Below are 17,188 nucleotides of genomic sequence, written 5' to 3'. Positions count from 1 at the left end.
TCTATAATGTACATAGTTTTAGAAAACTTTTTAGGTTTAAAGCTGAAATGGCAATATGTAATAGCAGTTATGCTGATTACTGTTAATATCCCGTATTATATTATTAATAGATTAAATATAGAAAGTATCTATCAATGGATTCCTGAAATTATATATTTTTTTCTTTTCGCAGTTATTTTTTGTACAGGTACGCATGCAAAAAAACTCATTATAACTATATTTTATATATGTTTAGATGAATTGACGCAATATATAACAGTGCCTTTACTTGTGATGATACCTGATTTTGCTTCTCAGAAAATTCTAAACGAATTAATGATGATCGGTTATAGATTAGTATATATTTTCATTCTGATTTTTATATTGAAAAAATATACAGTAAATAACGGGTTTAAGAATAAAGGATACATGGTGTCATTTGCAGTACCTAATTTGTTCATAGTATATTTAATGTGTGAATATTTTAAAATTTACTATAACGACAGTAGATTTCATACTGCATTACTGGGAAATATTAAGATGCTTGGGATAGCACTTCTATCGCTAATATGCTTGGTTTTCACTGTAATAATTTTAAACAAATTAGCAGAGGAAGGTGAACTAAAGAATAGACAGGCTTTATTAGCTCAACATTTTAATATGCAGTCTGATCATTATAGATATTTGCAACTTCAGTATGAAAAGACTAGAGCATTTAAACATGATATAAACAATCATCTAATCTGTATAAAGAATCTAATGGCTGAAGGAGATATGAATGATGCAAAAAAATATTTAGAGAAAATGACTCACGCTTTGGATAAGCTAAATGTAAAAGTAAATACGGGAAATCCATTTGCGGATGCAGTGATAAGTGAAAAATGTAATAATATGCTTGAAAAAAACATAGAGTTTAGTTGCAATTTAAATCTTTCTGAGAGCATCAATATAGACCCATTAGACTTATGTGTAATACTGGGGAATGCTTTAGATAATGCTATTGAAGCCTGTAGTAAAATAACTGATGATAAAATAAAAAAATACATATATTTAAAGAGCACTATGAGTAAGTCATTTATAGTCTTTGAGGCAGAAAATAGCATGCAGGGTTATATAAAAAATAGAAGTATCCATACAGATAAAAAGGACAGTTCAAGCCATGGATTTGGACTGCTAAACATTAAAGGTGTAGCAGAAAAGTATTCAGGTGGGGTATACACAAAAAACAGTGTAAATAAATTCAGTCTAAACATAATGCTTCAGACGACATAAGTTTATATCTTTGTTTACTACAAAAAAAATTATATTCACAACATCAGTATCAGCTAATACGTATATTTATCGAAAAACTAAGTAAATAAGGAGCAATGAATTTATATTACATGACTTTTAGAAGGTTTTCAGGATTTTATCCGATTTTTAGATCGTTTAAAAGTCAGAATAAAATTATATTATCTCTTTATTTAATTATATTTTTATGTAAAGGAGACAAATATATGCAGATAGGTGGAATTTCAAGTACAATTAATAATTCATTAAAATATAATAATGATATATTAAAGAATAATTCAGGTGATTCAACTAGCCCACTAGAAAAACAGAAACAACAAATACAAGATCAAATATCAAAGATTGAGCAAAGTAAACTATCCGATAAGGAAAAAAATGATGCTATCAATAAGCTTAAAACTAAGTTAGAGGAAATAGATAAACAGATACTTCAGGAAAAGACAACGGATTCTAAAAAGGTTGATGAAAATAGTAATAGTAATAATAATGAACAGGAAAATGAGGAAGAGAATACTCAAGCTATAAGTAAAGATGTGATGAGAGGCATGGTTTCTGCGTCTACGCATCAGAAGACAGCAAAAACCTGTTATTCTGTATATGTAGATAAAAAAGATCATGGGGATGAAGTAGCAGCTGAGAAAGCTCTATCATATGCATCATCTGAACTTGAAGAAACGGCTAAAAGCAGAAAGCTTATTGATAAGGGAATAAAAGAATATCGAAAACAATTGGAAAACAGTAATAAAGATGATAGGGCTAAAGGAACTAGTGAAGATGGCAATAAAGAAAATGGAGCAGACATTGATAGTGATGTTAAGATAAATATACAAAATGATGATGCGCAAGATAAGCCGAAAGGTACTACAAAAGAAAAGCAGGATAACAAAGGTGACTTTGACGAAAATGCTATTTAATAAATAAACAAGAAAAATATTTTGTAGGAAGTAATAAATAAAATTTGCAGATTATAGAGTTGGCATAGGGTGGAAATAATTTAGGAAAGTATTTTTAATTAATGGAAATTACTATGGGGATTTATTCCTTTAGTGATTTCTTTTTTTGATATAGCTATATACTAAAGAAGTGAAGCTATCGTATATTAGTAATACTACATACAGAAGCACCAAGATTTATAAGTATACTCTAATAAAAATCACAGAATCTAAGGTGCTACTTGCATCACTAGAAAACCTATTAGCACTGCTGGCATGGAGGAATTCTAAATTTGAGCTATTTACTCAGGTGATTTATAATACAAATAAATGGATGTTCATACAATTAGAAGCCTTTATAGAGCTGGTGAAGGAGATGAAATTATGACACAAGAAAATATCGAAGTGATGATTAATGATAAAAATATCATAATTCCAAAGCATATTGCTGTAGTTTGCGATGGAAGTGGAAGATGGGGAAAGAGCAAGGGTTTGCCAAGATCTGCAGGGCATAAGGCTGGAGCTGAATCTGTTGAGGACGTAATAACGAATTGTGCAAATTTAGGTGTTGGAACACTGACGCTATATGTTTTTTCAACTGAAAACTGGAACCGTTCTGTTCAGGAGGTGAACTTTCTCATTCAGCTTTTTATAGAGTTTTTTATAAAATTGCGTAAGGCGGCAGAGGATAAGATACGAGTTAAGCATATTGGGCTTAAAGAAAACATTCCTCATGACTTGATTAAAGAAATTGTAAATACAGAGAATTTAACTCAAAATAACAAGAAGATGGTACTGAACATAGCACTAAATTATGGTGGGAGATCTGAGATTATCAATGCAGTAAAGAGAATTGTTAAAGATGTAAGTAGTGGAAAAATTAACGAGGATGAAATTGATGAGAAGTTAATTAGCAGTTATATGTTTAAAGTTGGGCAACCAGATGTAGACTTGATAATCAGAACCAGTGGTGAAAATCGGATAAGCAATTTTACATTGTGGCAGGCAGCAAACACTAAAATTTGGATCACTGATGATTATTGGCCGGATTTTAAATTTAAACATTTGGAAGAGGCTATTAGGTTTTATAATAAAAAATAGAGCAAACGTCGGCATTTGGAGTGAATTTAGCAATTATCCATGTCTTTTAGGCAAATTTCCGTTAAGATGGCGAATTGTTTGAGGCGCAGCCGGGTTATGAGCCATTAGGAAATTTGTCTAAAAGATGTGGTGTAATTGCTTAATGAACGTAACCGGCCGACATAGGGTGTAACCATTTTTTATATATTTAGTTCCATTCTCCTGTTTCTTGTATTCATTCCCATAGCCTCATAAAACTTAATCGCATTATCATTAAACTCCCATACATTTAATTGCAGTGAGGATACTTTTTTATCCTTTGCGTAGCTTACTAAGTAATCGAAAAGCATTCTTCCAATTCCTTTTTTATTATGGTCTGATTTGACGCAAAAATCGTCTATATAGGCAAACTTTTGAGGCAGAATTACAGGTACGTTTGCTGTGGGCAAAATTTTAATTATACTATAAGCAACAAGTTCGTTACTTTCAGAATTTTCAACGACAAATATCTTAGCGTCTTTATCAGTTAGAAGCTCACAATAATAATCTTTTTTAAAAGGGGTATCAACATCTCTATATACATCAGGTCTATTTTTTAGATGAAGCTTATGTACTTCCAAGGTTAAAGCACATACGTTATCATAATCATTTAAATTTGCTTCTCTTATTCTTAAATTCATAATATAGTTACCTCCTAAATAAATATAATGAGAACCAACAAAAGTATTTTAATGAACTGATTGCCGAAAACCTATTAATTGCGGCATGGCTTGCAAGGAACACAAGCTTTGTCTTATTTAAATAAAGCTTTAAAATTATCCTTATAACAATAAAGCTAGTTTTACTATTTACTTCATTAAAGTATATTTTTAGCTTGTATTATGTATAATTTATAGTCTAAAGAGTGATTAGTTAATATATAAATTATATCACTAATTTGAAAATTTATTTATAGTCATTATAATTGCTCAAATGGACGAAAGGTGCTATTGTGTTAATGATGTATGAAAGGGAGGATAAAATGGTTAATGCTTACAATAACATAAAAAAGTTAAATTATAGATGCAAAAGTGTACTTGATATTATACAGAGAAAAGGCCCTGTTACCAAAAAAACACTTATTGATTTAACCAAAATGAAATTAAGTACACTAAATAGAGAGGTTGAAATACTAATAAATAATAAGCTGATTACCGAAACTGATATTGGAGAATCTACCGGTGGACGAAAACCTGTATTATATGATATAAATCACAGGAGCTTTTATGCAGTAGGAATAGATATTTCAAGAACATATGTAAAAGTGGTAATAACAAATTTAAAAATTCAAATTATTTCTGAAAAGACAATGTATGATTTTAAAAATACAAGCAAAGTTATTGAATTCATAACAGATAGTTTAGAAGATATGATGCGGGAATTAGAAATAGATAAATCACAGATTATTGGAATAGGTATAGGAATAGTAAAAAATTTTGATATTGACCCATTGCTTAGTAACTTAGCTGGAAAGCTTGATGTTCCTGTATTTGTTGATAATGGAGCCAATGCCGCAGTTATAGGTGAATATTACTTTGGTAAAGGTAAGGATATGAACAATATCTGCTATATAAACTGTGGAGTGGGAGTTAGAACAGGTATTATATCATCAGGTACATTAATTAGAACAATTAATAATGCTGAAGATGCATTTGGTCATATGATTGTAGATCTCGATGGTGAGCTTTGCACCTGTGGAAACTATGGCTGCATAGAGGCTTATGTTTCTATACTAAATATAACAGCAAAATTCATTTCTGAGGTAAAAAAGGATAAAAAGCTAACACTTTATAAAGAGTTAGAACAAGTGAATTATAGGGATATATGTGAGATGGCGGATAAGAATGATGAAATAGCTGCTAATATTATAAAGGATGCCGCAATACATTTTGGCATAGGTTTAGCTAATTTTATAAGACTTTTGAACCCTCAGTTAGTTATATTAAGCGGTCCTCTTATTTATAATTCTAAATTGTTTTATGATATCTCTAGGGAGATTGCATTAAAAAAGATTGGTATGTTAAATAGTGATATTATCTTTAGTAGAGAAGGTTATTATGAAAATAAATCTATAGCTGTTGGGGCAGCAGTTCTGGTATTGCAGGAATTGAAAAAATAGAGATGTATTTGTGAATGTACAAAGCATGTTTATATTTGCTGCAGCGTTTGTACTAAACTATAAATTCAAAATGGATCCAATTATTCTGGCTATACTATCAGGTATTGCTGGATTCGTTATTTTTTGATGATTTATTAGTATTTGATTATATAGAAAAATTTTTCTATTCCTTGTATTTAGAACTGTAAAACTTAATTTGCATATAGAAAACAATTTATATATACAAAAAATTTATAAATTAACATATGCAATATTGACAAGTTAGAAAAGATTAATTATATTTTACATAGATGAATATCTATATAAGGAGCGAACATATGAAAATGAACTACGATGAAAACGCTAAGATAATAAAAGCATTAGCAGATGCAAATCGATTGAAAATAATTGATATGTTGTCCTGCGGCGAAAAGTGCGCCTGTGATATATTAGAACATTTTGATTTTACTCAGCCAACTCTTTCGCACCATATGAAGGTTCTGATGGATTGCGAGCTTATTAATTGCAGAAAAGAAGGGTTGTGGAGCTATTATTCATTGAATAGTACCAATTGTAATAAATTAATGTTGTTTCTTATGAACCTTATGACTGATACTGAGGATTGTATATGCAAAGATAATACGAAATGTAATTGTAAATGAAGGAGTGAAGTATAATGAAAAAAATGATTATTTTTGATCCGGCAATGTGCTGCACAACAGGTGTATGCGGGTCATCCATCGATAAGGAGCTGCTTAGAGTGGCTACAGCTATCAATAAATTAAAGGATAAAGGAATTATTGTAGAGAGACATAATCTTGCGAATAATCCTCAGATATTTATTGATAATAAGATTATAAATGAATTACTAAATAAGTCAGGCATCGATGTTTTACCAATAACTATGGTAGATGGCGAAGTTGTTAAAACTGGAGCTTATCCCACTAATAGAGAATTTTGCAGTTTTTTTGGACTTCCAGAAGCTTATTTAAAACTCACAATAAAAAAACCATCTAAAGTTAAAGACTGCGGCTGCAAAGGTGGATGTTGTTAAGGAGTGAGAAATGACAGTGTTTAATGATTTTGAAATAACCAAGATAGCTTTAACAAAATATCTGTTCTTTACAGGTAAAGGTGGGGTAGGAAAGACTTCAACAGCCTGTGCTGTTGCTGTTGCGCTAGCAGATAAGGGTAAGAAAATCATGCTTATTAGCACAGATCCAGCATCTAATCTACAGGATGTTTTTGAAACAGAATTAGATAATAAAGGAGTAATCATAAAAGAAGTTCCTAATTTAACTATTGCTAATTTCGAACCTGAAAAAGCTGCTGCAGAATATAGAGAAAGTGTAATAAAGCTCTATCGCGGAAAGCTGCCAGAGGTAGTCTTGAAAAATATGGAGGAACAGCTTTCTGGCTCCTGTACGGTTGAAATAGCTGCATTTAATGAATTTGCAGGCTTTATAACCGATGAAAAAGCAGCAGACAAGTATGACCATATTATATTTGATACAGCACCTACCGGACATACTCTTCGAATGCTGCAGCTGCCTTCTGCTTGGAGCAATTTTATCGATGAAAGTACACATGGGGCTTCCTGTCTTGGCCAGCTTTCAGGACTTGAAAGCAAAAAAGAGATCTATCGAAAAGCTGTAAATAATCTATCTAATAATAAGAAAACGACATTAATACTCGTAGCAAGACCTGAATCGTTGACGCTAAAAGAGGCAGAAAGAGCATCAAATGAACTTCGGGATATAGGAATAGAAAACCAGATGCTAATTATCAATGGAGTTCTTAAATGTAGTAATGATACCGTATCTAAAGCAATTTATGTTAAGCAGCAGAAAGCTTTAAAAGATATTCCAAAGAGCTTGAGAAATTTAGAAATCTATCAAATTCCATTAAGACCTTATAATGTAACAGGTATTAGCAGTGTTAGAGCATTTCTAAAGGAAGATAAAATAGAATACAGTAATGAAAAGTTAATTAACAGAAGAATATCTAATTTGAAAGTGGTTGTTGATGATTTGTATGCTTCAGATAAAAAGGTTATTTTTACAATGGGAAAAGGCGGAGTAGGGAAAACCACAATAGCTGCGGCCATTGCTTTAGGACTTACTAAAAAGGGAAAAAAGGTGCATTTAACTACTACAGATCCTGCAGCACATATAAATTTTGTTTTAGACCAGGATTATGGAATAACTGTAAGCCGTATTGATGAAAAGAAAGAGCTAAAAAAGTATCAGGAAGAAGTGCTAAGTGAAGCTAGAGAAACTATGGACGAAAAAGATATTGCTTATGTTGAAGAGGACTTAAGATCACCTTGTACTCAGGAGATAGCCGTATTTAGGGCCTTCGCTGATATTGTGCAGAAATCACAAAATGAAGTGGTAGTTATTGACACTGCACCAACGGGTCATACCTTGCTATTATTAGAGTCAACTGAAAGCTATAATAAAGAGATACAGCGTTCAAAAGGAGATATACCTGAATCGGTAAAAAATCTTTTACCAAGGTTAAAAAATGGCGCTGAAACTGACGCTATTATAGTAACACTGGCTGAAGCTACTCCTGTCTATGAGGCTGCAAGACTGAAAGAGGATTTAGTCAGGGCAGGAATAAACAGTAAATGGTGGGTTATAAATTCAAGCTTTCTTGCGCTGGAAACTACAAATGATACTATTAAGGCTAAGGCCAATGATGAAATACGATGGATAAACAAAGTTAATGATATTTCTGATGGTAATTTTGCAGTTGTAGAGTGGAAAGCAGATGAGATAAAAGACAAAAAATTATTTGAGTTGATTTTATAGAAAAGGATGAAGGAGACTTAATTATGAGTAATAAATCATCTAAGCTGTCATGGCTTGATCGATATTTAACAATATGGATTTTTATTGCAATGGGATTGGGAGTGTTTTTAGGATGGGCATTCCCAGGGACTGCTGACGCATTATCAAAATTATCAGTAGGTACAACGTCAATTCCTATTGCTATAGGACTTATAGTGATGATGTATCCGCCGCTTGCTAAAGTAAACTATAAGGAGCTGGGAAAAGTTTTTAGAAACCCAAAGGTATTAACGCTCTCTTTAGTTCAAAATTGGATTATTGGTCCTGTTCTAATGTTCGCACTAGCGGTAATATTTCTTCGAAATTACCCTTCCTTTATGACGGGATTAATACTTATAGGGCTGGCAAGGTGTATCGCTATGGTAATCGTATGGAATAGTTTAGCTGATGGTGATAATGAATATGCTGCTGCATTAGTTGCATTTAACTCAATTTTTCAGGTAGTATTCTATTCAATATATGCCTACATTTTTATTACAATACTTCCCAAAGCTATAGGTTTACAAGGCATGAAGGTTCACATATCAATGGGAGAGGTGGCCTCATCAGTAATAATCTATCTTGGTATTCCGTTTATTGCAGGACTACTTACTAGGTTGCTGCTAGAACCTAGAAAAGGAACTGAGTGGTACACAAAAACTTTTGTACCAAAGATAAGTCCGTTAGCACTATTAGCTTTACTTTTTACGATAGTTGTCATGTTTACATTTAAGGGAAAATATATAATTGATTTACCTGTAGATGTTATTAGGATAGCTATCCCGCTTATTATATATTTCATTATTATGTTTTTGGTATCGTTCTATATAAGCTATAAATCAAAAATTGACTATCATAAAACAGTAAGCCTATCATTTACTGCTGCAAGTAATAATTTTGAGCTTGCAATCGCTGTAGCAGTAGCTGTATTTGGCATTCAATCGAAAGAAGCTTTCACTGCTGTAATAGGTCCGCTTATTGAGGTGCCTGTGATGATAGGGCTTGTTGATGTAGCCCTCCTTTTAGGTAAAAAATATTTTGGTATAAAACAGAGAGGATAATCTAAAATGTCAAGTGCTTGGCACTTGACATTTAAAAAATAATAAATAACTGAGGTGTTTTGATGTGTTTAAAAATTAAGTTAGCGGATAAAAAAGATGCTGAGGTCATAATAGGGCTGCTGAATGAGGCAACTCTTAAGCTTCATAAAAAAGGCATAAATCAGTGGGAGTATCCTTGGAATGTAGAGACAGTACAACAGGATATAGAAAGCCAACATACGTATGTTACAGTTCAAAACGATGAAATAATAGGTACATTTTCTATAAAATCTATGAATGTAAAGAAATGGTTCAGAGGTGGAGAACAAAGTCTTTATTTATATAGAATAGCCGTGGCACCTTGGTTCCAAAACAAAAATATAGGTAAGGGCATGGTACAATATGCTCTTAAATTTGCGAAGAAACGAGGACAAGCTATTTGTCTAGACTGCTGGGCAGGAAATAGTAAACTCAGGAGTTTTTACTCTGATAATGGCTTTAGATATGTGGGAGATTTTCCAGAAGAAGATTATATGATTAGTGTGTTTAGAGGTAAAATATAATGTCCTAATTATAAAATATAAAAATTATTAATTTGCTATTTAATTTTAAGGTAAACAATACATATGCTAATTATAAGTAATTTATAGTTCTATTCAAAGAATAAATCACCGCAGTTTCAGGAAATGATATGAATGAAGGGAGGAGTTTTAATGGATGAAAAAAATAAAATGAAAGTTGATAATAATAACAAGAAAGAAGATAGAAAGTTTAAGAAGAAGAATATAAAACATGATCCACAGGCAGAGAGTGCAAGATATGCTTTCGAAGATAAGGGACACATTCATACTGATTATATTTAACTTTATATAAGGAGGCTATAATAGATATGACACATACTGAAACTAAAAAGGAAACGAAGAAACAGAATAAAAAAAGCAGAAGATCGGAAGTAATCCATGAAGAGGATATGCAGAAAAGTAAATCAAAAGGAGAAAATACTCATAGATAATTTTAAGAAAGTGAGCAAATCAGGCTCACTTTCTTTTTTCAGCTTTAATATAGTGTAAAGCGCTGCCTGCTATTTAGAAATAATATCAGGAATATATAAAGTTTTTATATTGATACTTATATGTTATACTATAAGAAATTAGTCAATATAAAACACAGAGATTTTATATAGAAAGGAAATGTGGAAATGTCAAACGTTGCTTCTAAAAAAGGAAGATGTTATATTTGTAAAAAAGAATTTGGAAAAACTGCAATTAAAAATCACTTATTGAAATGTATGATAAATCAAAATCTATGAGTGAAGTTAAAGCAAAAGAAGTTTTAACAGTAGGTATGTTTTTTAAACATGAATATGATTTTGGCAGTACAACTACATTAAAGCTTACGGTTATGGATAAATATAGAGGCGCAAGCGCAAAAGATCCGATAACTTTACCTGCAAGAAATGAAATAGAAGATTATAGATGTAGTAACTGCGGCAAAAAAGCAGAGTATGCTTGTATGGAAAATGAATATGGTGATTTTACATATCTTTGTGAAGATTGTGTTGATAAGTTTGAAGATGATGATTTATTCATATTTCGCATTACAAATTCACCGCGTATGGGAGTTTGTGGATATGAAGGAGAATTAGATACTTATCAATTATATTAACAAAAATTACTAAGGAGAGGTTATTGTGAAAGAACTACATAGTGCGGAGTTAAATGAAATACTTGAAGAAAATAATCCTGAGGTGTTATTAGAGGAGATGCTGCCTTTTGAGAAACTGATGATGAGGTATAGATGTGCATTAATGGAAATTGAAACGAAATTTAAAGTGCTAAATGAGGAATTTTCGCTTCAATATAATAGAAATCCCTTTGAATCAATCACATCTAGAATCAAAAATCCAATTAGTATTATAAATAAGGTGAAACGTAAAGGGGTAGAATTGTCATTAGAAAGTATCGAACAGAACATTTTCGATATAGCTGGTGTTCGTATAATTTGTTCTTTTCCAGAGGACATCTATATATTAGCGAACTTATTAATTCAACAGGATGATATTATTTTAATAAAGAAAAAGGATTATATTAAAAATCCTAAAGAAAATGGTTATAGAAGTTTACATCTGATTGTAGATGTACCTATTTTTTTATCTAGCGAAAAGAAACATATGAAGGTAGAGGTTCAATTTAGGACTATTGCTATGGACTTTTGGGCTAGTTTGGATCATAAATTAAAGTATAAAAAGAATGTACAAAATCCTGAGAAAATAGCATTGGAATTAAAAAAATGTGCAGATGTAATTAATCAGATGGATCATCGAATGCAGGAAATTAGAAATATGATTGATTTTAAAGGCAGTGCAAAAAGAATATAGTACAAGCACTGACGAGAAACAAATCAGTAGTTGTACTCATTCCATTAGAGTATCCCCTAGTATAAATGAACTATATTTAGAAAATAATATAGATCATAAAACTATTGATAATCATGTTCGATGAAAAGATATTTCATGTATTTCTATATGATTGGTTATTTTTATCTATGTATGTTGTAAAATTAAAAAAGATGTGAAAACTAATGTTTCACATCAAAATCCTTATATAGTAATTCGTATAGAGTTTCATATATCTTTATTTAACTTTTCATCAATAAATTTAGTTTTAAGAGGAAACTATTTCTCCATCCTTTAGATTTATTACTCTGGTTCCATATAGTGAAGATTCTTCTGAATGAGTAACTTGAACAATTGTTTTTTTCATTTCGGAATTTATAGATCTAAAAAGTTTCATTATTTCTGTACCCGATTTAGAATCTAGATTACCAATGGGTTCATCTGCGAGAATTATATCAGAGTCAAATATCAACGCTCTTGCTATAGCAACTCTTTGCTGTTGACCACCAGAAAGCTCTCTAGGTGTATGCTTTCTTCTTGTGCTCATATTCATTATTTCAAGAATATCGTCCAATTTTCGTCTATAATCTTTTGGATTTTTTCCATCCAATAATAGTGGAAGAAGTATATTGTCCTCTACGTTAAGATTAGGAACTAGATTATAGAATTGAAAAACGAAGCCGATATTTCTTCTTCTTAATATGCTTTTCTTTTTAGAACTCATATGGCTATAATTTTTGCCTTTTAGATATATTGTTCCGGATGTAGGGGAATCTAATCCACCTAAAAGATACAAAAGAGTTGACTTTCCGCATCCAGAGGGCCCCATGATGGAAACAAATTCGCCTTCTTCAATGTCAAGGTTAATATTTTTAAGTATATATAAATTTTCCTTACCAATCTTAAATGATTTACATACATTATTTGCTTCAATTAAATTATTCATATTTTAACTCCTTTATTACTTGCAATTTTTTGTTTTTGAACACTGCTGGAAGTGTTGTAATTATCATTAGAATAATCGTTAATTTAGTTATCGAACCCAAAGCCGAGAAGGAATATTGAATATTTAAGTTAATAACTAAGTATCTAAATATATCCTTAAGCAGCTCAACTATTCCGATAGACGCAAGCAGTGATACTACTATGGCTAACAAACCTTGTATTAGGTTCTCAGTAAATAGTAAAATGTAGCTACTGCCATTTGCTAGACCTATAGAGCTTAGTATAGCCATTTCTTTTTTTCTTTGGATAAAACTTATGCTTAGATTGCTCAATATTCCAAAAGATCCAATCAGCATTGTGATGCAAGAGAATAAGCTTAGAATCATTAACATCTGACTATCTTTTTTGGACTCATTTTTTATGTCTTCCCTTTTAGTAGTTATATCTGTGCCTGTACCTTTTAGAAGTTTTACAAGGTACTTTTTAACTTTTGAAACAGAGGTTGTGGTGGTAATTTCATAATTATCTGCATAGTTAATATAAAAGTGTTTATTTGCAGATTTCATAGATATAAAATTAATATTTCCCATATTATTGATTCCAACATCAGCAAATGAAAGTACTTTAAATTTTTCGATTTTATCATTTACAGCAAGTTTTATCATAGAACCTTTTTTGATATGATATCTTGTGGCTATTTTTGAAGAAAGTATAATGTTATTAATATGGGTAGATAAATCTTTTATAGATTTTTCTTTATTGTAAAAGGTAACATATTTATCAAAATGAGCAAAATGTTTTGGATCTATGGCTTTTAATTCTATATCTTTTGATGTATCATTATCTAGCGTAGCATTTATTGAAGCTGTTTCATTTATCTGAGAAACATAAGGACAATTTTTTATTACTTTATATACAGTTTTAAGATTCCCAGGATCATCGGAATTAGAATTTACTGATACCTGTATATCATAATTGTTTTTTGAATAATAGCTAGTAAGGATATCTCCGAGAGAACTTTTAGAGCACAAGATTAACATGACGGCAATAATAGAAATCGTAATAAGCTTAATATTGTTTATGAGGAGATTTGATGTTCTTATATTATTTATTGAAAGCATACTTATAGCGTTAAACCTTCTTAAAATGTTAACAACAGGATATAAAATCAAATCTAAAAATTTGGGTAAGAACAGCATTATTCCTATCATAGCAGTAAAAAATGCAAATAGAGACAGGGCATATGGGCGTGGATGCTGTATATAGGGACCCGCCATATGGGCTATTACTGAAAATGCTATACAAATTATCCCTGCTATTAGACTTTTTGCAGTTGATTTGTATTGAAGATTAACTTTGTTTAAGATAATGTCTTTTATTGACATCTTTCTTATAGACAAAATCGGAATAATGGATGAAATTAAAGATAATATTATTGCAAACCCTAGTGCGAATGCATAATAAAATAGACTTAGGTGAAAATCGGCTTTTATTCCATAAGCTTTTAAGGGATTACTGATATCTTCTATGATGGTTATTATAAATGTACCCAATATATCTCCTAAAATCCCACCTAAAATTCCATAGAGTAGACTTTCGGCAATTAACATTCTTACAATTTGGAAAAATGAACAGCCTTGACTTAAAAATGTTCCTATAGTAGGGAGTCTTTCTATTACTACAAGCTTAAAGGAACTGTAGATTATAAATATAGACATTATAAGAACTATGCACAACATGAATATTAGAGGAACTTTTATATCATTTGTACTAGCTTCAAGTGATTTTTGATCAATTAAGGGTTTTGCAATAAATGTGTTCTTATAGGTAACATTAAAGTTATTTATCCACTTGCTTAGATTTGTGTTTTTTACTTGAGTATAAACAAAATTACAATCTTTGCTATCAGTTTTTAGTATGGGAGTTAGACTTTCTCTTGGAACTATAATTATAAAACTATTATTTTCTTGAGTGTCAGATAAGAATAAGCCGTTGTTTGAAGCTATGGCGCAAACTTTATAAGCATAATTATTTCCTAGTATGCTTAATTTAACTGTGCCTCCAACTTTTAAATGAAGTTTTTGACTTGCCATTTTAGATAGTATCAATTTTCGTCCAATAAATGGGTATAAAAGTTTTTTATTAATAAGTTTTATACTTTTGAATTTGCGAAAGTTTGTTAAATCTGTGCCAATAAGATTGAAATTTTTGTTTGTATATTCATTGAAGTATCCCCCTAATCTGATACCGTTAAAGCTTTCGTTTATATTTTTCATATTCAAGTCTGAAGCTTTAAAGATTGAAGAGGAAGAGTTACTGTCAGCATGTATTGCTATATTGAAATTTTCATAAGCTGCTTTAGCTTGACTGGTAAACATTTTTATCATTGTGTTTACAGAACCAGCTGAGGCTAATAGAAGAGCAGAACTTAATAAAATAGACAGAACTATTAATAGCATTCGTCCTTTCTTTTCTATTATAGATTTTAGTATATATTTACCAAATACATTCATTAATTTTACCTCCTGAACTATATTTTACAGTTATAATCTAATACTTTGAGGCAAGCTTTTAAATGTGAATTTGGTAACAATTAGCTAAAAAACAGGAGATGTATGTGACTTTAGTAATACATATCTCCTGCTTTTTAGCTATGTAAGTATATAATTATTCTTACATAATTTTAATTGGGTGAAAGGCGTAAATTGGGAGTTATAGAATATATTTGTATTAGGATAAAGAAAGAAGTCCAGTTTTGCAGAATTTCAAAAATGCCCATTTAGGAAAAGTGCCGAAAGTTGAGTTCGCCTTTGGAGACTTAGTTTTTTCAATATCTTAGATATGCTGTTTTTTACAGTCCCTTCTGATATGAAAAGCTCATGTGAAATTTCCAAGTTGCTTTTTCCTTGAACTATAAGTTGGACTATTTCTTGTTCTCTTTCAGTTAAACTATTAAGTTTGGAAGTATCTAACTTGTCATCGTCATTTTTAGAATTCAGAGCATTGATCAATTTTGGAGTCACTTGTGGAGCAAATACCATATTATCATTATAAGATTCTTTTATGCTCTTTATTATGAAATCAATTTCGCTGTCCTTTAATAAATATCCGCTTATTCCGTTTTTGATTCCGCTGAATAAATATTCATCTTCATTGAAGGTGGTAAGGATAATTATTTTCATATTTGGGTACTGCTTTTTTACAATACTTGAGGTTTTGATACCATCCATTTCAGGCATTCGGACATCCATTAAAATTACGTCAATAATGTGTTTCCTTAGATTGTTTAGTACTTCGTAACCATTAGCAGCTTCGCAAACTACTTCTATATCATCATCTAAGCTTAATATTTTCTTTATTCCTTCTCTAACGATGACTTGGTCATCTGCAATCATAACTTTAATCAACACTAGCACTCCCTTCTATAGTTGCTACTATTTTAAATCCCTTTTGTTTTTTACTTGAAAAAGTGACATTGCCGCCAGCAGATTTAAATCTATTAGAGATTCCATTAAGACCATTAGATTTTACTATATTACTACAGCCAGAGCCATTATCTTCAATAGCAAGTTTTAAGGTATAATGTTCAAGTGAGATTGAAATATGAATCTGTGAAGAATTTCCATGCTTTACACTGTTGGTAATAGCTTCTTTAATGGTTGCAATAAGAATATTTTTTATGTTTACCGAACAATTTTCAATCTCATCATCGTAATCAAATAAAATGGATACCATATTTAAATTATCGAATTTACCTATAACCTTATTTAACTCTTCCTTTAGATTGAAATTACCATTAAGTTTTCTAAGGCTATATACAGTACCTCTTAAAGTTTTTATGCTCTCTTGGACTAAATCTTCGATTTGTTCAATTTCATGATAGTCTACATCTTTTTCTTTAGAGACTTTAGACTTAACATACTTTACATTCATAGATAGAGCCATAAGTAAATGACCTAAAGAATCATGCAATTCCTGTGATATCCGATCTCTTTCAGATGATATAGCAAAATCCTTTTCTTTAAAAGAATATTCTATTAGCTTTGAATTCAATAACTTTAACTTGTCCCTTTCATCCTTGTATTTATGGATAATAAAGAGAATTAGAAGAGCGATGCAATAATAAAGTATCAGTAATAAAATGGAGATAATACTATCCAACAGAGCTATTCTTTTAATTACTGAATACATAATTAACAAACTTACTATGAATGAAGAAAAATGAATGAAAATCAAGATTTTCCGTTTATCTTTGTTTTTGATGTCAAATAGATCATCCATAAGCATGAAGTAATAAAAGTTGCTTTTTACTGTTACAAATATAAAAGCACTACATAAAATACACATAATAAAAAATTTTATGCTTCCATCATCTAAGTTGGATTTTTCAAATAGTAAAAATGATAAGATAAATAAAAGTATATTCACTAAATATAATAAAAGGTAAGCAGTATTTTTTGATAGATTATAATAATTATAAATAGATATGGCTATCATAATTAAAAAAATATATCTGATTTTTGGTTTAATAAATTGCCATAAATTAATTAGCTTTT

At 30.6% G+C, this 17,188-nt stretch carries 18 protein-coding genes; 13 read left to right on the top strand and 5 right to left on the bottom strand.

Annotation, left to right across the window (positions count from 1 at the left end; translation table 11 throughout):
• The 3 genes from CLORY_RS07855 to uppS all read left to right on the top strand — a co-directional run.
• The coding region (locus CLORY_RS07855) for a sensor histidine kinase (RefSeq protein ID WP_139375992.1) at positions 1-1,251 on the top strand (1,251 nt) is incomplete at its 5' end.
• A gap of 224 nt (positions 1,252-1,475) precedes the next feature.
• Positions 1,476-2,183 (top strand): hypothetical protein, encoded by a 708-nt coding sequence (locus CLORY_RS07850; RefSeq protein ID WP_079422991.1) that lies wholly within the window; start codon positions 1,476-1,478, stop codon positions 2,181-2,183.
• A 402-nt stretch (positions 2,184-2,585) separates the two neighbouring features.
• Positions 2,586-3,302: a polyprenyl diphosphate synthase gene (uppS, locus tag CLORY_RS07845; protein ID WP_079423003.1), complete on the top strand. Its 717-nt coding sequence runs from the start codon at positions 2,586-2,588 to the stop codon at positions 3,300-3,302.
• Positions 3,303-3,481: 179 nt separating this feature from the next.
• Here uppS and CLORY_RS07840 read toward each other — a convergent pair whose 3' ends face one another.
• Complete coding sequence (locus tag CLORY_RS07840; protein WP_079422988.1) at positions 3,482-3,961, bottom strand: GNAT family N-acetyltransferase; 480 nt, start codon at positions 3,959-3,961, stop codon at positions 3,482-3,484.
• 341 nt (positions 3,962-4,302) lie between these two features.
• On the opposite strand from CLORY_RS07840, the gene CLORY_RS07835 reads away from it, so the two are divergent.
• The 10 genes from CLORY_RS07835 (at position 4,303) to CLORY_RS07800 (ending at position 11,669) form a co-directional block, all read left to right on the top strand.
• Positions 4,303-5,439: an ROK family protein gene (locus tag CLORY_RS07835; protein ID WP_079422986.1), complete on the top strand. Its 1,137-nt coding sequence runs from the start codon at positions 4,303-4,305 to the stop codon at positions 5,437-5,439.
• Between the two features lie 317 nt (positions 5,440-5,756).
• Positions 5,757-6,080, top strand: coding sequence for an ArsR/SmtB family transcription factor (locus tag CLORY_RS07830; RefSeq protein ID WP_079422984.1), 324 nt, complete (start codon positions 5,757-5,759; stop codon positions 6,078-6,080).
• Between the two features lie 14 nt (positions 6,081-6,094).
• Positions 6,095-6,472 carry an arsenite efflux transporter metallochaperone ArsD gene (gene arsD / locus CLORY_RS07825; protein ID WP_079422982.1) on the top strand — a complete coding sequence of 126 codons (378 nt, stop codon included), beginning with the start codon at positions 6,095-6,097 and terminating at the stop codon, positions 6,470-6,472.
• A gap of 10 nt (positions 6,473-6,482) precedes the next feature.
• Positions 6,483-8,234 carry an arsenical pump-driving ATPase gene (arsA, locus tag CLORY_RS07820; RefSeq protein WP_139375991.1) on the top strand — a complete coding sequence of 584 codons (1,752 nt, stop codon included), beginning with the start codon at positions 6,483-6,485 and terminating at the stop codon, positions 8,232-8,234.
• 23 nt (positions 8,235-8,257) lie between these two features.
• Positions 8,258-9,313 (top strand): ACR3 family arsenite efflux transporter, encoded by a 1,056-nt coding sequence (arsB, locus tag CLORY_RS07815; protein WP_079422980.1) that lies wholly within the window; start codon positions 8,258-8,260, stop codon positions 9,311-9,313.
• A gap of 62 nt (positions 9,314-9,375) precedes the next feature.
• Positions 9,376-9,855: a GNAT family N-acetyltransferase gene (locus CLORY_RS07810; protein WP_079422978.1), complete on the top strand. Its 480-nt coding sequence runs from the start codon at positions 9,376-9,378 to the stop codon at positions 9,853-9,855.
• Between the two features lie 150 nt (positions 9,856-10,005).
• Positions 10,006-10,155 carry a CPC_1213 family protein gene (locus CLORY_RS23230; RefSeq protein WP_169911562.1) on the top strand — a complete coding sequence of 50 codons (150 nt, stop codon included), beginning with the start codon at positions 10,006-10,008 and terminating at the stop codon, positions 10,153-10,155.
• 26 nt (positions 10,156-10,181) lie between these two features.
• Positions 10,182-10,304, top strand: coding sequence for a hypothetical protein (locus CLORY_RS23955; RefSeq protein WP_278335304.1), 123 nt, complete (start codon positions 10,182-10,184; stop codon positions 10,302-10,304).
• Positions 10,305-10,597: 293 nt separating this feature from the next.
• A complete protein-coding gene (locus CLORY_RS07805; protein ID WP_139375990.1) occupies positions 10,598-10,957 on the top strand; it encodes a hypothetical protein in 360 nt (119 codons plus the stop codon).
• A 25-nt stretch (positions 10,958-10,982) separates the two neighbouring features.
• On the top strand, positions 10,983-11,669 hold the full coding sequence (locus CLORY_RS07800) for a GTP pyrophosphokinase (RefSeq protein WP_242954368.1): 687 nt from the start codon (positions 10,983-10,985) through the stop codon (positions 11,667-11,669).
• A 286-nt stretch (positions 11,670-11,955) separates the two neighbouring features.
• On the opposite strand, the gene CLORY_RS07795 is transcribed toward CLORY_RS07800, so the two are convergent.
• From CLORY_RS07795 to CLORY_RS23225, 4 genes are all read right to left on the bottom strand, one after another.
• Positions 11,956-12,633, bottom strand: a complete 678-nt coding sequence (locus tag CLORY_RS07795) for an ABC transporter ATP-binding protein (RefSeq protein WP_079422974.1) — start codon at positions 12,631-12,633, stop codon at positions 11,956-11,958.
• Positions 12,626-15,145 carry an ABC transporter permease gene (locus CLORY_RS07790; RefSeq protein ID WP_079422972.1) on the bottom strand — a complete coding sequence of 840 codons (2,520 nt, stop codon included), beginning with the start codon at positions 15,143-15,145 and terminating at the stop codon, positions 12,626-12,628. Before CLORY_RS07790 ends, CLORY_RS07795 begins: the two co-directional genes overlap by 8 nt.
• Positions 15,146-15,397: 252 nt before the next feature.
• Positions 15,398-16,039, bottom strand: a complete 642-nt coding sequence (locus CLORY_RS07785; protein WP_079422970.1) for a response regulator transcription factor — start codon at positions 16,037-16,039, stop codon at positions 15,398-15,400.
• Positions 16,032-16,685 (bottom strand): sensor histidine kinase, encoded by a 654-nt coding sequence (locus tag CLORY_RS23225; protein ID WP_169911561.1) that lies wholly within the window; start codon positions 16,683-16,685, stop codon positions 16,032-16,034. The genes CLORY_RS07785 and CLORY_RS23225 overlap by 8 nt, the downstream gene beginning before the upstream one ends.
• Positions 16,686-17,188: the final 503 nt, after the last annotated feature.

It is taken from the genome of Clostridium oryzae, from assembly GCF_002029235.1.
GTDB classification, from domain to species: domain Bacteria; phylum Bacillota; class Clostridia; order Clostridiales; family Clostridiaceae; genus Clostridium_AE; species Clostridium_AE oryzae.
This window is presented reverse-complemented; position numbering and strand designations above follow the sequence as displayed.